General features: G+C 47.5%; 18 protein-coding genes and 5 tRNA genes. 12 read left to right on the top strand and 11 right to left on the bottom strand.

The annotated features are described in order from the left end of the window. Positions 1 to 102 precede the first annotated feature (102 nt). The gene (locus tag T494_RS12655) at positions 103 to 1014 is read right to left on the bottom strand and encodes a prohibitin family protein (protein ID WP_197021138.1); all 912 of its coding nucleotides are present in this window, start codon (positions 1012 to 1014) and stop codon (positions 103 to 105) included. A gap of 294 nt (positions 1015 to 1308) precedes the next feature. On the opposite strand from T494_RS12655, the gene T494_RS0107605 reads away from it, so the two are divergent. From T494_RS0107605 to T494_RS0107590, 4 genes are all read left to right on the top strand, one after another. Next, positions 1309 to 2166: an aldose 1-epimerase family protein gene (locus T494_RS0107605; RefSeq protein WP_028505782.1), complete on the top strand. Its 858-nt coding sequence runs from the start codon at positions 1309 to 1311 to the stop codon at positions 2164 to 2166. A 22-nt stretch (positions 2167 to 2188) separates the two neighbouring features. Next, a complete protein-coding gene (dtd, locus tag T494_RS0107600) occupies positions 2189 to 2650 on the top strand; it encodes a D-aminoacyl-tRNA deacylase (RefSeq protein WP_028505781.1) in 462 nt (153 codons plus the stop codon). After that, positions 2647 to 2988 carry an ArsC/Spx/MgsR family protein gene (locus tag T494_RS0107595; protein WP_028505780.1) on the top strand — a complete coding sequence of 114 codons (342 nt, stop codon included), beginning with the start codon at positions 2647 to 2649 and terminating at the stop codon, positions 2986 to 2988. The genes dtd and T494_RS0107595 overlap by 4 nt, the downstream gene beginning before the upstream one ends. A 181-nt stretch (positions 2989 to 3169) precedes the next feature. Continuing rightward, a complete protein-coding gene (locus tag T494_RS0107590) occupies positions 3170 to 3727 on the top strand; it encodes a zinc ribbon domain-containing protein (RefSeq protein WP_028505779.1) in 558 nt (185 codons plus the stop codon). Positions 3728 to 3835: 108 nt separating this feature from the next. Here T494_RS0107590 and T494_RS13860 read toward each other — a convergent pair. From T494_RS13860 to T494_RS0107555, 8 genes are all read right to left on the bottom strand, one after another. Continuing rightward, positions 3836 to 3909 (bottom strand) — tRNA-Gly (locus tag T494_RS13860). Positions 3910 to 3912: 3 nt separating this feature from the next. Next, positions 3913 to 3985 (bottom strand) — tRNA-Gly (locus tag T494_RS0107585). A 13-nt stretch (positions 3986 to 3998) separates the two neighbouring features. Beyond that, positions 3999 to 4071 (bottom strand) — tRNA-Phe (locus T494_RS0107580). A gap of 18 nt (positions 4072 to 4089) precedes the next feature. Continuing rightward, positions 4090 to 4166 (bottom strand) — tRNA-Asp (locus T494_RS0107575). Between the two features lie 111 nt (positions 4167 to 4277). After that, positions 4278 to 4353, bottom strand: a tRNA-Val gene (locus T494_RS0107570). Between the two features lie 137 nt (positions 4354 to 4490). Next, positions 4491 to 5624, bottom strand: coding sequence for a hypothetical protein (locus T494_RS0107565; protein ID WP_028505778.1), 1134 nt, complete (start codon positions 5622 to 5624; stop codon positions 4491 to 4493). Between the two features lie 151 nt (positions 5625 to 5775). Continuing rightward, a complete protein-coding gene (locus tag T494_RS0107560; protein WP_028505777.1) occupies positions 5776 to 7119 on the bottom strand; it encodes a transglutaminase domain-containing protein in 1344 nt (447 codons plus the stop codon). A 29-nt stretch (positions 7120 to 7148) separates the two neighbouring features. Then, complete coding sequence (locus T494_RS0107555; RefSeq protein WP_028505776.1) at positions 7149 to 8501, bottom strand: hemolysin family protein; 1353 nt, start codon at positions 8499 to 8501, stop codon at positions 7149 to 7151. Between the two features lie 206 nt (positions 8502 to 8707). On the opposite strand from T494_RS0107555, the gene malQ reads away from it, so the two are divergent. The 7 genes from malQ to T494_RS0107520 all read left to right on the top strand — a co-directional run bounded on the left by malQ (position 8708) and on the right by T494_RS0107520 (position 19247). After that, complete coding sequence (gene malQ, locus T494_RS12650; protein ID WP_051540214.1) at positions 8708 to 10324, top strand: 4-alpha-glucanotransferase; 1617 nt, start codon at positions 8708 to 8710, stop codon at positions 10322 to 10324. Between the two features lie 4 nt (positions 10325 to 10328). Then, positions 10329 to 12716: a glycogen/starch/alpha-glucan phosphorylase gene (locus T494_RS0107545; protein WP_028505775.1), complete on the top strand. Its 2388-nt coding sequence runs from the start codon at positions 10329 to 10331 to the stop codon at positions 12714 to 12716. Position 12717: 1 nt separating this feature from the next. After that, positions 12718 to 13302 carry a phosphatase PAP2 family protein gene (locus T494_RS12645; protein WP_051540212.1) on the top strand — a complete coding sequence of 195 codons (585 nt, stop codon included), beginning with the start codon at positions 12718 to 12720 and terminating at the stop codon, positions 13300 to 13302. Beyond that, positions 13302 to 15320 (top strand): class I tRNA ligase family protein, encoded by a 2019-nt coding sequence (locus T494_RS0107535; RefSeq protein ID WP_028505774.1) that lies wholly within the window; start codon positions 13302 to 13304, stop codon positions 15318 to 15320. The genes T494_RS12645 and T494_RS0107535 overlap by 1 nt, the downstream gene beginning before the upstream one ends. A 46-nt stretch (positions 15321 to 15366) precedes the next feature. After that, positions 15367 to 16515, top strand: a complete 1149-nt coding sequence (gene fucO, locus T494_RS0107530; protein WP_028505773.1) for a lactaldehyde reductase — start codon at positions 15367 to 15369, stop codon at positions 16513 to 16515. A 176-nt stretch (positions 16516 to 16691) separates the two neighbouring features. Next, complete coding sequence (locus tag T494_RS0107525) at positions 16692 to 18278, top strand: MBL fold metallo-hydrolase (RefSeq protein WP_028505772.1); 1587 nt, start codon at positions 16692 to 16694, stop codon at positions 18276 to 18278. Positions 18279 to 18305: 27 nt separating this feature from the next. Next, positions 18306 to 19247, top strand: coding sequence for a nucleoside kinase (locus tag T494_RS0107520; protein WP_028505771.1), 942 nt, complete (start codon positions 18306 to 18308; stop codon positions 19245 to 19247). A gap of 70 nt (positions 19248 to 19317) precedes the next feature. Here the strand turns inward: T494_RS0107520 and T494_RS0107515 are convergent, their stop codons facing one another. Together T494_RS0107515 and T494_RS0107510 are read right to left on the bottom strand one after the other, a co-directional pair. After that, positions 19318 to 19917: a ferritin family protein gene (locus T494_RS0107515; RefSeq protein WP_028505770.1), complete on the bottom strand. Its 600-nt coding sequence runs from the start codon at positions 19915 to 19917 to the stop codon at positions 19318 to 19320. A gap of 19 nt (positions 19918 to 19936) precedes the next feature. After that, positions 19937 to 21268 carry a PepSY1/2 domain-containing protein gene (locus T494_RS0107510; RefSeq protein ID WP_028505769.1) on the bottom strand — a complete coding sequence of 444 codons (1332 nt, stop codon included), beginning with the start codon at positions 21266 to 21268 and terminating at the stop codon, positions 19937 to 19939. A gap of 159 nt (positions 21269 to 21427) precedes the next feature. Here T494_RS0107510 and T494_RS0107505 point away from each other — a divergent pair, with 159 nt between their 5' ends. Further along, the gene (locus T494_RS0107505; protein WP_242836411.1) at positions 21428 to 22582 is read left to right on the top strand and encodes a cysteine desulfurase family protein; all 1155 of its coding nucleotides are present in this window, start codon (positions 21428 to 21430) and stop codon (positions 22580 to 22582) included. Positions 22583 to 22595: the final 13 nt, after the last annotated feature.

The raw sequence follows: 22595 nt of genomic DNA, 5'->3' as shown, positions 1-22595 counted from the left end.
GATAAGCTGTGCAGCAACGGTGACCGCAGTATCTCAAACAGCTTTTCATACACGCATAAAAAGAGCCCCGGATCACAAGCGGTCCGGGGTTCTTGCCTTTGTTTACTGTGCAGCTTTCTGCTGCTGGTCGGTGGTGGTGCTGCTTGTCTTTGCTTCATCGTCAAGATCCAGTGAGATCAGAGGATTTGCGCTGCTTGCCACTTTGGGCAGTACGCCGTTCCATTTCTCAATGGTCTGATACTGTATCAGCGTAGGGCTGAGAGACTCTGCAATGGTCTTGTTTGCAGCCGCCTGAGCGTCTGCTCTTGCCTTGATAGCCTTAGCGTCTGCCTCGGCAGCGATCACCTTTTTCTTAGCCTCTGCCTCTGCAACAACGATAGCCTGGTTCTGCTCGGTCTTGGTTTTGAGATAATTCTGCTCTGCCACCTGCTTTGCTTCGATAGCCTCGTTGAATTCCTTTGAGAAATCAAAGTTCACAATGTTGAATTTTTCGATCTCGATCCCGTACTCCGAGACCTTGGCAGCAAGCTCTGTCTTTATCTCGTCTGCAACGCTTGCACGCTTGGTTATAAGCTGCTCTGCATTGTACTTTGCACAGACGCTCTTCATGCCCTCCTGAACGGTAGGCATAAGTATAACGTCCTTGTAGTCAACGCCGATATCCCTGAATATCCTTGCGGAAGCCTCGCTCTGTATACGGTAGTTTACTGCGATCTTTGTGCTTACAGCCTGCATATCGTTTGATACTGCATCGGCGGTAGCCTCATAGATCTGGATCTTGTTGGAGATTATCTCGACCTTCTGTGCAAAGGGGATCACAAAATGCAGTCCCTCAGTCAGCGATGTGTCGGATACCTCTCCGAATGTGGTAACAACTCCCGTGCAGCCCGCAGGTACTATCCTTATCGCCGAAATAACAGCCAAAACTACGAACAGCACTGCAACGATACAAAGAACTATCTTCACAGTTCCTTTCTTTCTTTTTCCAATGTCAATAACATTATCCTGAGCCATTTTAAATTCCTTTCTGTCTGTGTATTTCTCTCCTATTTGCGGATGTACATCCTCAACCTTTCGGTTTAGCATATTATATCACGAGTTTATTTTTTTCGCAAAGTCTTCCCGGGCAAACGGGAGCAAAATGGGAACATCTGCATCAATGTAATATGCTGTTTTCTTTGTTTTTCTCATTCTTGCTCCTTTGTTCGCCGTTTTTCATATTCCCCAGCCGCACAGGAAAAACCCTATTGAAAAGATATGAAAATTGTGGTATGATTTTAATGAAATTATTACATTGGAGGTACAAAAATGCTTTATACTATAAAAAATGGTAAGCTGGAAATATCCGCCGACACCTTCGGTGCCGAGCTCCACTCGGTAAAGCTTGGCGGTAAGGAGTATCTTTGGCAGTGCGGCGACGCATGGAAGCGTTATGCGCCCATTCTTTTCCCCTTTATCTGCTCCCCAAAAGACAGGAAATATACTGCCGGTGGGAAGCAGTACACCATGAAGGCAAATCATGGGTTTGCAAGGGACATGGAGTTTGAGTTCACAGGGCAGACCGACGACTCTCTTTCCTTCCGCCTTACCGACAACACCGAGACTCTGGCACAGTATCCGTACAAGTTCTGCCTTGACGTTAAATATACCATCAGCGGCAACTGCCTGAGCGTTGAAAATCTGGTGACCAACACCGGTGATGAAGATATGTATTTTTATCTGGGTGCGCACCCTGCATTCAACTGTCCTTTGAACGAAGGAGAAAGCTTTGACGATTACTATGTTGAGTTTGACCTGGACGAGCATATCACCCAGAAGATAGGGGATGAGACTGTTACTCTGGTGAAATACGGCAAACAGCTGGACATGACCAGAAAGCTGTTTGACAACGATTCCATACCCATTAACTATCCCAACTCAAAGGCTATCTCCCTCAGATCCCGAAAAAGCAGCAGCTATGTCCGCCTGGAGTATCCTGTCAGCGACTGCATAACCGTGTGGTCACCAACAGGCGACGACAGAGCACAGTTTGTATGCCTTGAACCATGGACCTCTGTGCCCACGTTTTACGACGACGATTTTGAAAATATCGAGAACAAACCCAACGCCATAAAGCTGGGAAAAGGCGAGCAGTACAGGTACTATTACAACATAGTGATATTCTGACTACTGAAAAGGAGAAAACAGCATGAAAACAATAATCCAGAGAGTGACCCGAGCATCTGTTACCGTTGATGGAAAAATAGTTGGCAAGATCGAAAAGGGCTTTATGATACTTTTCGGTGCCGCAAAAGATGATACCGATGCAGACTGCGAAAAGCTGGCGGATAAAATATCAAAGCTGCGTATCTTTTCCGATGAAAACGGCAAGACGAACCTTTCCATAAACGATGTGGACGGAGATATTCTGGCAGTTTCCCAGTTTACCCTGCTTGCCGACTGCCACCACGGCAATCGCCCGTCATTTATCTATGCCGGCAGTCCCGGCGAGGCGAACCGTCTCTTTGAACTGTTTAAGACCAAGTGTGCCGAGAAAATAAACGGCAAGGTTGAAAGCGGGATTTTCGGCGCAGAAATGCAGGTCGAGCTTGTAAACGACGGTCCTTTCACCATTTATCTGGAGTGCAGAAACGGGGAGATACTTGCATGAACATACAGATATTCGGACGCTCCTCATCATTTGACACCAAGAAAGCGCAGAGATATTTCAAAGAGCGCAGGATAAGCTTTCAGTACATTGACCTTAACTCCAAGGGCATGAGCAAGGGTGAGTTCACAAGCGTACTTGCGGCGGTGGGGGACATTGACAAGCTGCTGGATCCAAAGGCAAAGGGTGAGGCAGCCACCCTGTTCAGATATCTGGGCAGCGCTGAGGAAAAGCAGGAAAAGCTCCTTGAAAATCCGCAGATAATCACCGCTCCCGTTGTGAGAAACGGAAAGCATGCGACTGTTGGTTACTGTCCCGATGTCTGGAAAAACTGGGAATAATAATAAAACCATTGTGCATTCGTCAATAATCTTAAAGAAATAGCTGTGTAAATTGTTAAAAACGCCGATTTTATGCAATTAGCATTGTAAAGTGTGAAGAATGATGATATAATGACCGTAGACGAATGTCTGACAAAAATAATAAGCAATTTCGTCAATCAATATGAAAAGGGGTAGTAATATGTTTTGTCCAAAATGCGGAGCACAGGTTCCGGACGGAAGCCCATTCTGTTCATCCTGCGGCGCACCTATGGCACAGCAGCCACAGCAGCCAATGAATCAGGCAAACAACTTCGGAGGTAACAAAAACGGATTTAATCCTCAGGACATGGTAAATGATTTCAAGTCAAATATCACTGACATTAAATCATTTGGTATTCCTCAGTTTGTTGCTCTGGGCGGAGCAGTAGTTCTTCTTATTTCCATGTTCCTGCCTTATCTGAAGGTAACAATGTTCGGCATTTCCAAGTCTGCCAACTTCTTTGACGGCGGCGCATTCCACTGGATCCTCGGCATTCTCATTGCTCTTTGTTCTGCATTCCTTGCAGTTACCAAAAAGGGCTTGAATATGCTTATTGCCGGTGGTGTTGCAGTAGTGTTCTTCATCTTTGAGTGGATATTCCAGTTCAAAGACTCACTTGGTCTTGTATCCAAGGGCGCAGGATTCTACATCATGCTTCTTGCTTGCCTCGCTATTGCGGTAGGCGGCGTGCTGCAGTTCCTTCAGGATAAAAAGTAATATACAACAAATCGGCTGTACTCTTGAAAAAGGGTACAGCTTTTTTGTGCAGCAAAACACCTAAAATGCAAAAAAGACCGTCACCCATATGAGTGACGGTCATACTTATGGAGCGGGTTGTAAGAATTAAACTCACTTCTCCTTTCAGGAAGAAAGGTATTCTAACGTTGAACTAAGCCCGCATAAGCGGCTTACGAGGCTCGAACTCGCTACCTCCACCTTGGCAAGGTGGCGCTCTACCAGATGAGCTAAAGCCGCATATTAAATTGAATGCCTCCGGACGGAATCGAACCATCGACACGGGGATTTTCAGTCCCCTGCTCTACCTACTGAGCTACAGAGGCAAATCTCTTAAAAAAGAGTGGCGACCGGAATGGGGCTCGAACCCACGACCTCTAGCGTGACAGGCTAGCGTTCTAACCAGCTGAACTACCCGGCCATCGAAAAAAATATCTTCAACCTGCCGTGCCGAGCGCCGACATTTGAAGAGCGATATATAAAGAGTCCTGCGAAAGCCATCGTAGGTCGATGACCTCCGCATTTCTCATTATGGTGGGGACAACAGGGATCGAACCTGTGACCCTCTGCTTGTAAGGCAGATGCTCTCCCAGCTGAGCTATACCCCCATTTTCTCTATTGCTTTTTCAGCAACATTGATATTATACTACAACAAAACGCATTTGTCAAGCACTTTTTCAATTATTTTTTCAAAATATCCTCAGACATAAAAAAGCCCCGTATTATCGGGGCTTTTCTGCAATTATTATTCCTGGCTCTTGCTCTTGAGCTTTTTCTGCTCAGCATCCATAAGCTTCATCAGATCCTCAATAGAGCTGTTATCATTGACCTTTGCTCTGTGTCTGCGCTGTGGCTGTACAGCGGTCTTAGCCGGCTGTGCAGTCTGCTTAACAGCAGGCTTTGCAGGCTCCGTCTTTGCAGCCCCCTGGTCGCCGTCAATAAGCTTTGCAGCCTTTTCATAATAGGAACTGTCGATCTCCGTCTTCGGGCTTTCCTGTGCCGTATCCTCAACAGCTTTTTCAGCAGTCTTCATTTGCTGGATATCATCTTCCACAGCACCGTGGTGCTTAGCCGCGATCCTTTCTGTTTCCTTTTCGCCGCCGAACAGGAAATCATCAAGCTTTACATCGTTCTTCTTGTTTGGCTGTACCTGCGGAGCATCGGAATGTGCGCCGCCGTTTTCATCGTCATATCCGTCGTCGTACCCGTCATCGTCATAGTACTCGTCATCGTCATAATACTCGTCGTCATCATAGTACTCATCATCGTAGTATTCATCGTCATATTCATCATCATACTTCGAGGACGAACGCCTTACGATGAAAATAATAAGCTCGATAATCACAAGAAGGAATATAGGAACAGCCACACAAAGAATGATGCCCACGGTGGAGGTTACAAACGCAATAAGCTTTCCGGCTGTTTCGTAGTAAGTGTTTGCGATACCGATTATATTGGAAGAACTGATGGTATAAAGGGTATTTATCTTCTTTTCCTTCTCGTCATAGTCGGATTCCTGATATACTTTGTATACAAGACCTTCCTGACCTTCCTTGGACTCAATGGAGTACAGACGGAACACGCTTGTTCCCACCGTAGGAACATTCTTGCAAAGCAGAGCCTTGCTTATGCTGTCCTTGCTGGGGGTGCCGTCAGATGCTACAACGAGTGCGCCCTTTGGTACACTGGTCCCCATTTTATCGGTCCTCATTATATAGAAGTTATATCCTGCAAGTCTTGGTGTAGCGTCCTTATTTCTGAACACCATGGTCAGACTGACCACCAGTGCCATCTCAAGGAGTATGAACACGATAAAGAATATAAGCACATTCCTTGCCGCTTTTGACTTTTTGCCGTTTTTCTTTGTTTTTGAACTCATACGTTCCATCCTTTCCGGGAGCAAAACTGCACCTTGTTTGTAATATAAATGATTTATTCTCTTTTTCTATATTACTGCAAAAAGGTTCTCTCGCAATAATTTCTGCACAAACATTATTATAACACAGTATTATCTAAAATTCAACAGTTTTTTAGATTTTTTCCTCACTTTGCGCACTAACGTCAAATTTTACCGTTATGGTGTACGCCTCATCGTTGTTGATAATGGAATAGCTTACCACTTTTTTCATCCTGCGGCTCTCCAGGTAATTGTTAAGCACGGTAAAGGTCCCTGTTGTGCCGTTTTCTGCCTCAAAAAGAGTTTCAAGGGCATGGGTATAGGCGTCCTTATCGGTACACCTTATCCTTGCAAAACCTTCCCTGGTCTCTATTGCCAGCATTATCGCTTTTTCCATTATTTCTCCGGCTTCCCTGCCGTCGTCGCATACAAGTCCGTTTATCTCAAAGTAATTTGCCTGGCTGCTTTCTGCCGAAGGATATGACATATATTTGTTGTTATCGGGAGTATGGTTTCGCTCTATCTGCTTGTCTGTAAGTCCGAAATAGTCGTATCTTATATACTTTTCGCCCATTTCACCCGTGGGGTCATCCCAGGTAACATCGAAGTTATACCACTTATCGGATATTGATATCTTGTTCCAGATATGTCCCTGACCGTCACCGGTCTCTGCTGCCTTACCCACCACGGGAATAGCTTTGATGCCAGCCTTGTCACAAAGCGCCAGCATAGCCTTGGCATAGCCCTCGCACACGCATCTGCCCTGGATAAGGCACCCGTATGCCGAATATGGCTGGGGGCACTTATCGTCGTAGGTACAATGGGTAACGATATAGTCGTGGAGGTACTTGACCTTGTCGTAATCGGACATTCCCGGTGTAATGCCCGAAATGATGCTTTCTATCTTTCTGTCAAGCTCCCTGCGCTGGCTGTCCGCCTCCTCCTTGGTGAGGGAATACTCAACGTTCACAGCCGTAACGTAGCCTTTTTTATTCAGAGAGATGGTATAGTTTGCGCCGATGTAATTCACATAAGGATTTGAGGAGGTGAAAAGGACTATAAAATCTCCCACATCGCTCTGCTTGAGGACATTGTTTTCAATGGGAATACTTTTTTTAAAGTCATATATGCCCTTGTAAAGCTGATGATAAGCCTTTTGCTCGCTGTCATCCAGAAAGTCCAGGAAGTATCGGGACACATAGGCATCGTTTATGCTGTCAAACTCCTCTTTAGTGACCGGGGGCGGTGTTTTCTCGGTCTTGTTCTCCGACTTTTCCTCCACCTCATAATTGATGGTGGTACGTGTAGCCTGGTTATAGAACACCTCGTCGGTATCTGCCGAGCTGAAATACATTTTTACGTCCTTATAGACCTCGTCGTAACGGTTAGTTCCCGCATACGCTCCGCCGGCGAGAAAAGCTGTCACCACCGCAGTCATGGCAAGTACAAGTATTCTGTTTTTTTTCTTTACAGCCATAACTGCTCCTCCGCTATCACCGCATCATATCAGACATTATCCTTATCCTTTATGACGGCTCTTACTTTTTCGATTTTATTGTCCTCAGCCGAGAGCACGGTAAACTCAATGTTTTCCCAGTTTACGACAGCCCGTTCACCCTGCTCGGGTATATGACCGAGGATATCTACAACAAATCCGCCTATGGTATCAAAATCCGTATCCTCAGGCGCCTCTTTTCCCAGTGCCTCCATGGCATCGGTAAAATCCGCCGTGCCGGAAAAATCGAATATAACGTTTGAATGCTTCTGTATTTCCTCTTCCTCGTCGTCATACTCGTCCTGGATATTTCCCACGATAGTTTCCAGCAGGTCCTCCATTGTAACAATGCCTGCTGTTCCTCCGTATTCATCCACAACAACAGCTATCTGTGTCTTTGACTTGGTGAACTCCTCAAAAAGCTCACCGCATTTATTGCTTTCGGGAACAAACCGGATTTCCCGCATATATTCCTTTGCGCTGTGGAATTCGCCGTCATTTTCAAGTGCCAGACTAAGCAGGTCCTTGACATAGATAACACCACAGATATTATCCATGTTCTGAGAATAGACCGGAAGTCTTGATTTGCCCTCACGGATAGCCAGCTCTATCGCCCGGCGGATATCCTCGTCCTGCTCCACGCCCACGATCTCGGTGCGGTGGGTCATAGCCTCTCCCACCTCTATGTCGTCAAACTGAAAAATATTGCTTATCATTTCCGCCTGACTTTCCTCGATACCGCCTGTTTCGTTGACGGCATCCACCATCATCAGTATCTCCTCTTCGGTGACAGCTTCTGTATCTGCGCCGCTTTTAACGCCGAATATTCTTAAAACGCCCTTTGATACAAGCTCCACCAGCCACACCAGAGGCATGAACAGGCTCATCCAGACGCTGTACACTCCGCTGACGGCAAGGAAGAACCTCTCCCCGATCCTGCCGCAGGCACAGAGCCTTCTTGGTATGCTTACCGCTGCTATCGTTACCACCAGCACCGTACCAAGCACCGCCACAGCAAAGCTAAGACAGCAGACCCCGTAATATCCCGCTCCATGCGCCGTGTCAATATAAAGCCAGCGCAAAAACGCTCCCTTGCAAAGGGGATAGAAATAATAGGTGCTCACAGCCGAAACAGCTGCAAGCATGAAAGAACGAGAGATAACATTGGCAGAGACAAACCGCCCCGGACTTTCAAGGAGCTTTGTAAGCAGCCTTGCTTTTTTGTTGTTGTCCGCAAGCAGCTTTCTGAGCCTTACTTCCGTTATCTCCACCGCTGCACTTTCACACGCCGTGAAAAAGCCCAGAAGCAAGGTCAGAACTATGCAAATAGTCATTGCCAGCCAGGTCCGCCCTGCAAGATCCATTTATACATCAACCTTTTCATTAGTTAAAAACAAGCCGGGGACATCCCCGACATCTTACACTATAATTCTACACAACAAATACCCGTTTGTCAATAGAAATATACCATCATAAAAAGAAAAATTCTCCGGCTTGCTATTGCCAAAACAGAAAAAAAGTAGTATAATTGTTCTAAACTGTGATCTTTTATCGAAAGGAGAATACCAATATGCGTTCAAGCGGTGTACTTATGCACATATCCTCCCTTCCGGGAGAATACGGTATCGGCAAAATGGGAAAGCAGGCATACGACTTTGTGGACCTGCTTGCAAAGGCAAAGCAAAGCTGCTGGCAGATACTTCCCGTTTCACCCACAAGCTACGGAGATTCCCCGTATCAGAGCTTCTCTATCCATGCGGGCAACCCATATTTCATCGACTTTGATACTCTTTGCCAGGAGGGCTACCTGGAAAAGGAGGACCTTGAGGGGATAAACTGGGGCAGCGACAGCACCAGCGTTGATTATTCAGCTGTTTACGAAAACACCTTCAAGGTGCTCAAAAAGGCTCACAAGCGTTTCCGCAAAAAAACAGAAAAGGGCTTCAGCAAGTTTGTTATCTCCAACCTTGACTGGATCTACTCCTACGGACTTTTCATGGCTCTGAAGGACGCAAACGGCGGAAAGGGCTGGTACGAGTGGGAAGACGGTCTTCGTATGCGCAAGCAGAAGGCTATCGGCTCGGCAATAAAAAAATATGCCAACGAAATAGATTTCTGGTGCTTTGTCCAGTATAAATACTATCAGCAGTGGGAAAAGCTCAAAAAGTATGCCAACTCAAAGGGCATACGGATAATCGGCGATATCCCTATCTACGTTGCTTATGACAGCGTTGAGGTGTGGGAACAGCCGGAGCTTTTCTATCTTGACAAGGACAAAAAGCCCATCGAGGTGGCAGGCTGCCCGCCGGATGTCTTTTCCCAGGATGGTCAGCTGTGGGGCAATCCCCTTTACCGCTGGGACTATATAGAGAAAAAGAAATTCAGATGGTGGATAGAGCGTATCAAAGCCGCATCTAAAATGTACGACACCATAAGGATAGACCACTTCCGTGGATTTGAAAGCTATTACTGTATCCCCTACGGCGCAAAGAATGCCAGAAAGGGACGGTGGCGCAAGGGTCCGGACATGGCTCTTTTCAAGGCTGTGGGCAAGCAGCTTGGCAACGTGGACATAATCGCAGAGGATCTGGGCTTTCTCACAAAAAAAGTCACAAAAATGCTTGATGCCAGCGGCTATCCCGGCATGAAGGTGCTGGAGTTTGCCTTCGGAAGCGGTGCAGACAACGTATATCTCCCCCACAATTTCCAGGGTTCAAACAGTGTTTGCTACACAGGCACCCATGACAACGAGACTATACTCGGCTGGATCAGGAATGCAGACAAAAAGACCGCAAAGCATTGTATGCAGTACCTTGGGGTCACAAAACAAGCCGATGTGCCATGGGCAATGATAAAGCTCTGCTGGGCAAGCGTCAGCGACACGGCGATCACACAGATGCAGGATCTGCTGGGGCTTGACAATAAGGCAAGAATGAACACGCCCTCTACTCTTGGAGGCAACTGGCAGTGGCGCATACAGAGCCTTGATGTCATCACCGACAGCCTTCTGACCAGGCTGCGTGAGCTTACGGTGCTTTATGGCAGATGCCCGGATGATGAGCCTGCCCGGGCAGAGGAAAGCTCACCTGAAGGAGAAGAGTTATCCGAAAAGCCTTCCGACAGCGAAAAACAGGTCAAGGATAAGGATAAAAAGAAAACCAAAGATAAAACTAAGGATAAGGATTGATATAATGGATAAAAGCATATTTGCAAAGGCTCTTGAAAGCCAGCTTCGCAGCAAGTACAACACCACCGTGGAAAACGCCCTTGACTGGCAGCTCCACGAATGTGTAAGCTCAGCTGTGATGGAGCATATTTCACCAAATCACGCCCAAAGCCTTGAAAAACACCTTTCGGGCAGACGTGCCATGTACCTTTCAATGGAATTTCTTATGGGACGTGCCGTTCACAACAACCTGATGTGTGCAGGGGTATACGAGGATGTGGAGGATGTTCTCAAACAGCACGGCAGGAGCCTTGGCGAGCTGGAGACTATCGAAGACGCAGCCCTGGGCAACGGCGGTCTGGGCAGGCTCGCTGCATGCTTTCTTGATTCCGCCGCCACACTTGACCTGCCCCTTGACGGTTACGGAATAAGATACAAATACGGTCTTTTCAAACAGAAGATAGTTGACGGCTTCCAGAAGGAAGAGGCGGATAACTGGACAAAATACGGCGATCCCTGGTCTGTAAGATGCCAGCAGGACGCTGTGAACATTCAATATGCAGATATGACTGTAAGAGCTGTTCCATACGATATGCCTATCATCGGATACGGCACGGACAACGTAGGTAATCTGCGGCTGTGGCAGGCAGAAGCGGTAGACGACTTTGACTTTAATAAGTTCAACGACGGCGACTATACCGGTGCACAGGCGAAAAAAAATGCAGCCGAGGATATCTCACGGGTGCTTTACCCCAACGATAATACAAGCGAGGGCAAAAAGCTCCGACTCAGACAGGAGTATTTCTTCTCCGCTGCCTCTGTTGCAGATGCGATACGTAAGCACAAGGCACGCTTTGGCAGCCTTGATGAGCTTGAAAAGTACCTTACCATACAGCTCAACGATACCCACCCGGTCATCGCTATACCCGAACTAATAAGACAGCTGGTATGTGAGGGTTATGACTTTGAAACGGCTTTTGAAAAAGCGCACAAGATATTCAATTATACCAACCATACGATCATGGCAGAGGCACTTGAAAAGTGGGACTGCTCCCTGGTGGAAAGCGTTATCCCCAAGGTTTACACCTATATCCTTATGATAAACGAAAGGTTCATAAGGGATATGTATTCAAAAGGCATGGATAAAAAGGATATCGCCGCAATACAGCCTGTTGCCGGGGGAAGAGTCAATATGGCTTATATGGCTATCTACGTTTCATCGTATATAAACGGCGTTGCGGAGATACACACCGAGATACTGAAAAAAGATGCCCTGAAAAAATGGTATGAGCTTTACCCCGAAAGGTTCCAGAACAAGACCAACGGCATTACCCAAAGACGCTGGCTCGCACTTTGCAACAAGGAGCTTTCCGCCCTTATCACACGGCTTCTGGGTGACAGCGGCTGGATAACCGACCTTGACAGACTCAAGGAGCTTGCAAAGTATGCAGATGATGAAAATGTGCTGGGTGAGTTTATCCGTATCAAAAAGACCAAAAAACAGCAGCTTGCTGATTTCATAAAGCAAAATGACGGCATCGAAATAAATCCGGATACCATTTTCGATATCCAGATAAAAAGACTGCATGAATACAAAAGGCAGCTGCTCAACGCACTGTCCATAATCTATATCTACTATGGCATCAAGGACGGAAGCATCAGGGACTTTACACCCACCACCTTTATCTTCGGTGCCAAATCCGCACCCGGTTACAGGCGTGCAAAGGCAATAATAAAGCTGCTGGGCGAGATAGGAAAAATGGTGAACTCCGACGAGCAGACAAAAGACCTGCTCAAGGTGGTATTTGTGCAGAACTATAACGTTTCCGCCGCCGAAAAACTGGTGTGCGCAGCTGACGTTTCGGAGCAGATCTCCACCGCAGGCACCGAAGCAAGCGGCACAGGCAATATGAAGCTGATGCTCAACGGTGCTGTTACCCTTGGCACCTACGACGGGGCAAATGTCGAGATAGTGCAGGAGGCCGGCGAGGAGAACAACTATATCTTCGGTGCACGAGTTGAGGAGCTTGCGGATATAATGCCGGACTACGACCCCAGAAAGCTGGTATTTGAAAACGAAAAGATCGGTCGTGTGCTTGAGAAGCTGATAGATTCAAACTTTGACGACGGTGGTGTCCCCTCGGATCAGGAGGGCAGCTTCAAGGAGCTTTACAAGGCTCTCACCGATGGTGCAAGCTGGCACGTTCCCGATCACTACTACGTTGTGGGCGACCTTGAAAGCTATGTGGCTGCAAAGCTCAGATGCAACAGCGATTACAAGGACAAACTGGCATTTGCAAGAAAATGCTGGCTGAATATGTGCAGCGCAGGAAAATTCTCATCCGACAGGACTATAAGGGACTACGCACAGAACATCTGGAAGATAGTCCCTGTTTCAAAGCGAGGTGTTTAAAATGAGCTGGGAAGGTGATGTACTGCTGTGGATACAGGATCATCTGAGAAACGCCGTGCTTGACCCCATGTGTAAGTTCATGGGCTATATAGGCAATCACGGTGAGCTTGCCATAGCGGTGATACTGCTGCTGGTAATAATACCAAAAACAAGGCGCACAGGTTTTGTGTGTGCGGCTTCATTGTTCATCGCATACGGCGGAGCATTTGTTCTTAAACATATTTTTGTCAGAACAAGACCCTACGAAATGATTGAAGGGCTGAGCTCCCTTGTGGGGAAAATGGATAGCCCGTCGTTCCCCTCGGGTCATTCCGCTTCCACCTTCGGTTGTTTGATCGTTATTTTACTTATGATGCCCAAAAAGTTCGGAATACCCGCACTTTGCGTGTCGCTGTTCATGGGATATTCAAGGCTCCATGTGGGTGTTCACTACCCCACAGATGTACTTGTTGGTGCGGCACTTGGCATTATCTCTGCAATTATCTGCACCACGGTATACAAAAAGAAATTCGCACCGGCTGCACCTGTGGATGAGCAGCCCAGCTGTGAATCTGAAAAGGATAAGGAAAAGGAAGAAGTAGTATAATGGAAGAAAAGAATAAAGAAAAGCGCAATTTTGAGATACCACGCCCGGAATTCCCCAAAAGAGCGGTGATAACCGGTGGTATGCCTTATGGTAACAAAGAGCTCCATTTTGGTCACGTTGGCGGAATGCTGGTGTTTGCAGATACCTATGCAAGGTTTCTCCGTGACAGGATAGGCAGCGAAAATGTCATCTTCGTTACAGGTACCGACTGCTACGGCTCACCTATCGCAGAGGGCTGGAGACAGAAGGTGGAAAAGGGCGAGTTTGAGGGCAGCCTTGAGGACTTTGTACGGAGCAACCACAACAAGCAGGCTGATACCCTTGAAAAATACGCCATAAAACCAAATCTGTTCGCCGCTTCAGGTCTTGACCGCAGCAAGGAGATACACGCAGAGTTTACAAAAAAATTTCTCAGCTCACTCTACGAAAAAGGACAGCTTGAAAAGATATCTACCATGCAGTTTTTCGACGAAAAAGCAGGGGTGTTCCTCAACGGCAGACAGGTCGTAGGCAAATGCCCTGTTGACGGCTGCACCTCCGAAAAGGGCTACGCAGACGAGTGCGATATGGGGCACCAGTATATGCCGGAAAATCTTGTTGACCCGGTAAGCACCCTTACAGGGGAAAAACCAACTATGAAACCGGTGACAAACTGGTATTTCAAGCTCACCGACTATGAAAAGCTGCTGCAGGACTGGGTGGAGAAAATGCAGAAACGCAAGGATATCCGTCCGGTTGTGTGGAAAACTATATCCGAGTTCCTTAAACCGCCTGTTATTTATGTAAAGCGGGAATTTGAAGAAAAATACAAACAGATACAAAGCGAGCTGCCAAAGCATGAGTATATCGAGGAGCCGAAGAAGCCCTCTTTCACCATTGCATTCACTGCCCTTGCAGACTGCGAGAAGGCTTGCAGAGTGCTCACCGCAAACGGCATAAGATACCGCACAGGCAAAAAGCTGGTACCTTTCAGACTTACAGGCAATATCGATTGGGGCGTTCCCGCTCCGAAATTTGAGCCTGACGGGGAGGACCTCACCGTCTGGGTGTGGCCGGAATCTCTGTGGGCACCTATATCCTTTACCCAGACCTACCTTGAATCACAGGGCAGGGATAAAAGCGAGTGGAAGGATTACTGGTGCTCAAAGGACGCATCAGTGTTCCAGTTCATAGGTCAGGATAACATCTATTTCTACGGCATCGCCGAGCCTGCTATGTGGATGGCACAGCAAAAGGCAGAGCAAAAGACCGCAGATGTCCCTGACGGAGAGCTTCAGATGCCTGTTATCGTGGCAAACCACCACATTCTTTTCCTTGACAAAAAAGCCTCAAGCTCAGGCGCAGTAAAGCCTCCTATGGCTGACGAGCTTCTGAATTACTACACCCCCGAACAGCTTAGAATGCACTGGCTGGGACTGGGACTGGGACAGCGCTCGGTAAGCTTTATGCCAAAGCCGTTCAATCCCGATGCAAAGCCCGACGAGCAGGACCCTGTGGTAAAGGACGGACTTTTGCTTTCAAATGTTTATAACAGAATAATAAGGACCGCTTTCTATACCGCACAGAAAGAGCTTGACGGGATACTGCCGACAAATACGCCCAGCGAAAAGATACTTGCCGAGGGCAAAAAAGCAGTGCTTGACTACGAACGCCATATGTCACGCTTTGCTTTCCACCAGTGTACCTATGTGCTTGACAGCTATATCAGAAACGCAAGCAAGTATATGGCAAAGGCTCTCAAGTCCGAGGAGCAGACCAAAGAGGAGCTTTCGCAGGTGCTTGCGGATATATTCTATGTAATAAGGATTGCCGCAATACTGCTGCACCCGATGGCACCTTTCGGAACACAGAAAATACAGGAATATCTGGGCGTGGACGACAGCTTCTGGAGCTGGGAGCATATTTTTGAGCCGGTATCTTACTTTACGGGCGAGAACCACAAGCTAAAGTTCCTGCCTCCGAGAACCGACTTCTTTACAAGGCATGAAAGCCAGTTCGCACAAAACAGCGACGAATAATATTTGATTTCTTACCCATAATCTATATATCAAGGAGGTCACTATTATGTCAAACAGAATCATTCTCAACACCGTTTCCCACCATGGCAAAGGAGCGATTGCACAAATACCTGCCATTGCAAAAACCAAGGGCTTCAAGCACATTTTCGTGTGCTCCGACCCGGATCTGATAAAGTTCGGTGTAACTGCTAAAGTAACAGATCTTCTGGATAAGGAGGGTATTGCTTACACCGTCTACTCGGGCATCAAGCCAAACCCCACCATTGAGAACGTAAAGGAGGGCGTTGAGGCCTTCAAGGCTTGCGGCGCAGATTCTATCATCACCATCGGCGGCGGTTCTTCAATGGACACCGCAAAGGCTATCGGTATAATAATCACCAATCCAGAATTTTCAGATGTACGTTCCCTTGAAGGGGTCGCACCTACTAAGAACCATGCCGTTCCCACAATAGCAGTCCCCACCACCGCAGGTACAGCCGCAGAGGTAACCATAAACTACGTTATCACTGATACCGAGAAGGAAAGAAAGTTCGTCTGCGTTGACGAGCACGATATCCCCGAGGTGGCAATAGTTGACCCGGATATGATGTCATCAATGCCAAAGGGACTGACTGCCGCAACAGGTATGGACGCTCTGACTCATGCTATCGAGGGCTATACCACAAAAGCTGCCTGGGAAATGACAGATATGTTCCACCTTGAGGCAATACGCCTTATAGCAAAAAATCTCAGAGGTGCTGTGGATAATATTCCTGAGAACCGTGAAGGTATGGCTCTTGCACAGTACGTTGCAGGAATGGGCTTTTCAAACGTGGGTCTTGGCATAGCTCACTCTATCGCTCATACCCTTGGAGCACATTATGACACTGCACACGGTGTTGCCTGCGCAATGATGCTTCCTATCGTTATGGAATACAACCAGGAGTACACAGGGGAAAAGTACCGGGAGATAGCAAGGGCTATGGGCGTGCAGGGCGTTGACAGCATGACCGCCCAGGAGTACAGAAAAGCAGCCGTTGACGCTGTCAAGCAGCTTTCAAAGGACGTTGGTATACCGGAAAAGAACGAGAAAGTCAAGGAGGAAGACCTTGATACTCTCGCAGCAGATGCTTACGCAGATGCCTGCCGTCCCGGCAACCCCAGAGATACCAGCGTTGAGGAGCTCAAAGAGCTTTACAGAAAAATAATGCTCTGATATACCAACATATGTAACTACAACAAGCCGCAGAGTAACATCTGCGGCTATTGATTTGCACATTTTTCAGATCTGATATACAATAAAATTGTGCAAAATGCTTGAAAATCAAAATGATATGTGATACAATGTACTTAGAAATATAATATTATTCAGAATCGAGGCGAAATGCTTTTATGAAACTTGTTTTTTTAGGTGCTGCCCATGAAGTCACCGGAAGCTGTACTTATATCGAAGCCTGCGGCAAAAAATTTCTTGTGGACTTCGGCATGGAACAGGGCATAAACTATTTTGAGAACGAAAAAGTACCCTGCCCTCCATCAAGCATAGACTTTGTGCTGCTCACCCATGCTCATATCGACCATTCCGGACTGCTGCCGCTGCTTTATGCAGGCGGTTTTTCAGGGCAGATACACTCCACAAAAGCCACCGCAAACCTTTGCTCGATAATGCTGCGTGACTCGGCGCATATTCAGGAGTTTGAAGCAGAGTGGCGTTCAAGGAAGGGCAGACGTAAAGGCGGCGGTGACGTTGAGCCTCTTTACACCATGGCTGATGCCGAGGGTGCAATAGCCTGCTTTGTGCCCCATGACTATGACGAGCAGATAGATATTTGCCCCGGCATAAAGGTAAGATATACCGACGCAGGGCACCTGCTTGGTTCTTCCAGCATTGAGCTGTGGCTCACAGAGGAGGACCAGACAAGAAAACTGTTGTTCTCCGGTGATATCGGCAACCATAAGCAGCCCCTTATCCGTGACCCGCAGTATGTAGACACAGCTGATTATGTTATAATGGAAGCCACCTACGGCAACAGACGGCATGACCCGCCAAAGGATTATGTTCAGGCATTCGCCCAGATAATTCAGACCACCTTTGACCGTGGCGGAAACGTAGTCATACCCTCTTTCGCAGTAGGCAGGACCCAGGAGCTTCTGTACTTTTTAAGACAGATAAAAGCTCAGGGGCTGGTCAGGAATCATGCAGGCTTTCCCGTTTATGTAGACTCTCCCCTTGCCATAGAGGCAACACGGATATTTATAGAAAACAAGGATTCCTGCTTCGACGAGGAGGCTATGAGCTTTGTTAACCGGGGCATCAATCCCATAACCTTTGATGACCTTAACCTTGCTACCACAAGCGACGAATCCCGTGCTATCAACTTTGACAACACGCCCAAGATCATAATCTCCGCCAGCGGAATGTGTGAGGCCGGGCGCATAAAGCACCACCTGAAACACAACCTGTGGAAGCCTGAGAACACGGTGCTTTTTGTGGGCTATCAGGCTCTGAACACCCTGGGCAGAAGCCTTGTGGAGGGGGCAAAGACTGTAAAGCTGTTCGGCGAGGAGATATCCGTAAAGGCACAGATACTTGTCCTTGCAGGCATAAGCGGACACGCTGACGTGGACGGTCTCAACGGCTGGATAAGCAGCGTAAAGGGCGTGAAGAAGGTGTTTGTTAATCACTCTGAGGCGTCTGTTGCGGACGAATTCACCGCCCACCTGAAAAAAGACTTCGGACTTGAAGCGTACGCACCGTACAGCGGCGGTGTGCTCAACATTCTTACCGGCGAGTTCACCAACGCAGCTCCGATACCCGTTGAGAAAAAGTCAAAGGGCTTCTCACCCGGATACCAGCGGCTTGTGGCTTCTCTGGAACGCCTTACCGCCCTTGTCAACAGAAGCTCCGGGCTTACCAACAAGGAGCTTGCTAAAATGACAGATACTCTCAACAACCTCTGCTCCAAGTGGGAGGATTAAAAAGCAACCGAAAGGAGCTTGTCTTTTATGAAGGTAATCCATGTAAATGCACTTAACCACCGCATTTTGCAGGACGAAAAAAAGTTTATCGCAGAAAGCGACAACAACTATACCCAGCGGCTTACCGCCATTGCGGACAACATAGAGAACTCAAAGGATTCCCGACCCATTCTCCTGCTTGCAGGTCCTTCCGGCTCGGGCAAGACCACCACAGCTCTGAAAATACGGGAGATACTCCTTGAGCGTGGGATAATAACCTACAATATCTCCCTTGACAATTACTTTGTGCCAAAGGAACGTTTCCCCGTTGACGAAAACGGAAAGGTAGACCTTGAATCCCCTGCCCATGTGGATAAGGAGCTTTTTGTAAGCCAGCTCACCGACCTTTTTAACGGCAAGGAGATAACATTGCCCATATTCAACTTCCCCGACCAGTCAAGACATTGGGGACCAAAGCTGAAGCGTGAAAAGGACGAGATATTCATATTTGAAGGTACTCATGCCCTTAACCCGTCCATTGTGGGCGAGATAACAGGATATTCTCACAAAATGTATGTCAGCGTCAGAACAAGGCTCCAGTATGACGTCAAAGGTGAAGACGACAGATTGCTTGACCCGGCGTATATACGCCTTATGCGCCGTATTATCAGAGATATTCTTTTCCGGGGCAGAGAAATAACTGCCACCCTTGATATGTTCGACAGCGTTGAGGCAGGCGAGGTAAAATATATCATGCCATTTAAAAATCTTGCGGAATACTCTGTGGATTCATTTATCCCCTATGAGGTGCCTGCATACAAAAGCTTTATCCTTGGCAAGCTGAAAAACGCTATCGCTCAGGACAGCAAGTACGAACGGTTCAGCCCTATCACCCAGGCGCTTACCCAGATAGGAGCCATAACCCTTGACAATATTCCGCCACGGTCTCTTATCCGTGAGTTTATCGGCGACAGCGAGTATAAATACTGAATATGTAAAGGCTTTCTCCCAAAAAAGGGGGGAAGCCTTTGTTTTTGCCCCCTTCTGAGAGCACAAACATTTATTTATACAAGCCCCAGTCCGCCATGTCCAGACGGATATAATAGCCCTGCTCGCCATGGCACACAGGGCAATTCTGAGGAACTTGTGTGCCTTCAAGGATATACCCGCAGTTGGTGCATACCCAAATCACAGACTCATCGGAGGAATAAAGCCTGTCCTCGCTCTGGAGCTGTGCAAAACGCCTGAAGCGTTCACCGTGGCTTTTCTCGATAGAGGCAATGTTTTCAAAGTCCTGTGCTATCTGTGAAAAGCCTTCCTCACGGGCAATTCTTGCAAACTCCGGGTATATCTGCTCATTTTCCTTGAACTCGTGCTCTGCTGCGCTCTGAAACAGACATACCATGTCACAGCTGTCCTTGTCAACAGGGAAAGCCGCCTGTATCTCCGTCTCCTCAACGCCGCCCTTTTGCAGGTGCTCATAGAAGATACGTGCGTGCTCTTTTTCCTGATCCGCTGTCCACCTGAACAGGTCTGCCGCAACAAACTGCTTTTGTTCGATCAGTTTTTTCTGTGCAAAGGAATATCTGTTCCTTGCCTGAGATTCCCCGGCGTAAGCCCTCATAAGGTTTACCCTGGTCTGTGAGTCTTTAAGATCCATACTATCCTCTCCTTTTTTATTATACCGTCAGTGTTCCCGACGGACTTTCCACAAGCAGAAGTATCTGCTGTTCTTCTCCGGTCTGTGCGTCAAAATACACCAGCACGTTCCTGCCGTTTTTCGCCTTGCACTTAAACTCATAGCAAAGCTTTTCCTCAAGATTATCCGTGGGTATGACCGCCAGACGGCTGCTTTGCACAGTCAGCTTCGGAGATACCCTTTCCTGTGCACGAAGCTTTGAAAACAGCTTCTTGGGGTAATTCCTCTTTGTGTGGTTCACAAGAAAACCTCTTGCGTCATAGCCAAGAATCTCGCCGTTGTCAAGAGCGACCGACACCTTGACAAGGTCGGTGTAAACACAGGTACCCAGGTCGTCGTATGCAAAATTTATTGTCATTATCCCGTTGTGGATATCATAGTAGGTTGTTTTCATGGACACAATACCCAGATAGTCAAGATACTTCTCTCCTGTTTCCAGAGCCTGCTCCTTGGACATTTTTTCCTCTTTCACTATCCTGCTCTTGAGAAAGTAGGAAAGATATCCCCCGTTTTTCGTGACCTCGCTGCAAACGGTGTTGTCCTTGTTTGAAAACCTTATTGCAGGCATATTTCCCCCTACCTCGCTTACGTCCTCAAGGTCGTTGGCGGAAATATTTAAAGCCATACAGCACTTTTCCAGAGCCTTTTTCCGGGAAACCTGCGCCGCACCCTGTGTCATCTTCGGCTTTTTCTCCATGATATTGTCCGAAAACGGTCCGTCATAGATAAGGCTGGGATAGTCTTTAAAGTCCTGTTCAAAATCGGCAAATCCGTCGGTCACCTCAGGTACTCCCTCAGTGTCTATCTGTGCATCGCTGAAGTCTATCTCTCCTGCGCTCAGAGAGCTTTCAAGCTCCCATATGTTCTGAGCAAGCTTTTTGGAAAAATCGTATAGCTTTGATATATTTTCATAGTCCTTGTCGGAAATCCCCGTGTCCTTTTCCAGCTTTTTGCCCACTGCAAGCGAGTAGTTTCCTACCTGGGAAAGAAACTTGTAGGTGTTGTTTGTCTGCGCCCTTCCCATAGGCAGCTGAGAAAGTGCCGCCTTTGCCGCACTTGCCTGCTGATAAAGCTTTACGGAAAGGTCCTTGTGAGTTTCTCCAGAGCCTGCGTAAAGCTCTTTTTCAAGCGTCTCGCTTATATTCTGACAGGCATCTGCCAGCTGTTCAAGTGCGCTTGAATAAGAAGCGTTGAGCACCAAAGTGTTCCTGCGTGCCTCGTCCATAAGAATAAAATTGCGGGCGATAAGTGCCGTAAGAGCAAAGATTCCAAAGGTGAATATCCTGATTAGACATCTGCGTTTGCATTTCATTTTCATTCCTCCGTTCATCATAATAATGTGCAGTATTATCGGTTTTATCCCACTGTTTTTGAAAAAACGACGCAGGTTATATAAATAAAATGTAAAAAAAGCAATGCCGCCTGCGCCGAGGTTGAAAAAATGCTGCGATTGTGGTATAATAAACTAAATATGTACAAAATGAAAGGAATGACCTTGGTGATATATCTTGATAATGCAGCCACAACAAAGCCATGCAAAGAAGCTGTGGATGCGGTAATGAACGGACTTGAACACTTCGGCAATCCGTCAAGTCTGCACAGACTGGGACTTGAGGCGGAAAATCTGGTGGATAAACAGCGTGAGATAATTGCCGGTGCCATTGGAGCACAGGAAAAGGAGATATTCTTCACCTCCTGTGCCACCGAAAGCAGCAACACCGCTATTTTCGGAGCCTATGCCTATCAGGGCAAACGCAAGCACCGTGTGGTCACGACCACGGTGGAGCACCCCAGCGTTGCTGTGCCTATAAACAAGCTTGAACAGCTGGGCTGCGAAGTCATAAGGCTCTCGCCGGACGAAAACGGACAGATCAGCCCGAAAGCTGTGCTTGATGCTGTAAACGAGGATACTTTCCTTGTGAGCATGATGCTTGTAAACAACGAAACAGGTGCGGTTTTTGATGTGGGCGAAGCGTTCTCAATGATAAAGAAAAAGTATCCGCAGGTGCTTACTCACTGCGACTGCGTACAGGGCTTTATGAAGCTGCCTTTCACAGTCAAGAAGCTCAGCGCAGATATGATATCCCTCAGCGGTCACAAGGTCTATGCTCCCAAAGGCATAGGCGCACTTTACGTTAAAAGCGGTGTGCATATCCCCGGGCTGCTGCTTGGCGGCGGACAGGAAAACAATTTTCGCTCGGGAACAGAATGTGTGCCGTTGATATGCGGCTTCGGTGCGGCGGTAGCGGCTCTTTGCGGCAAGGTGGAGCAGAACTATAAGAATGCCAAAGCTCTTCAGAACTACCTTATAGAAAAATGCAGCGAAACAGGCGGTGTCACCGTTAATTTCGCAAGCGGCTCCCCATACATAACCAGTATTGCCGTGGAGGGACTGAAGTCCGAGGTACTGCTTCATTTTCTTGAGGAAAATGGAATCTATGTTTCCAGCGGTTCTGCCTGCTCAAAGGGCAAGAAAAGCTCGGTTATAAAGGAATTCAGGGTACCCGAAAAGCTTTCGGACAGCGTGCTTCGCATAAGCTTTTCCAACCGGACCACAAACGATGACATAGACGCTCTGCTTGAAGCCATAACCCGGGCGCAGGGCAGACTTGCCAGGATGAAATAGGATATTCACACTG

It is taken from the genome of Ruminococcus sp. FC2018, from assembly GCF_000621805.1.
Classification (GTDB): Bacteria; Bacillota; Clostridia; order Oscillospirales; family Ruminococcaceae; genus Hominimerdicola.
Note: the sequence above shows the minus strand (reverse complement) of the source record. Positions and strands in the feature narration are given on the sequence as shown.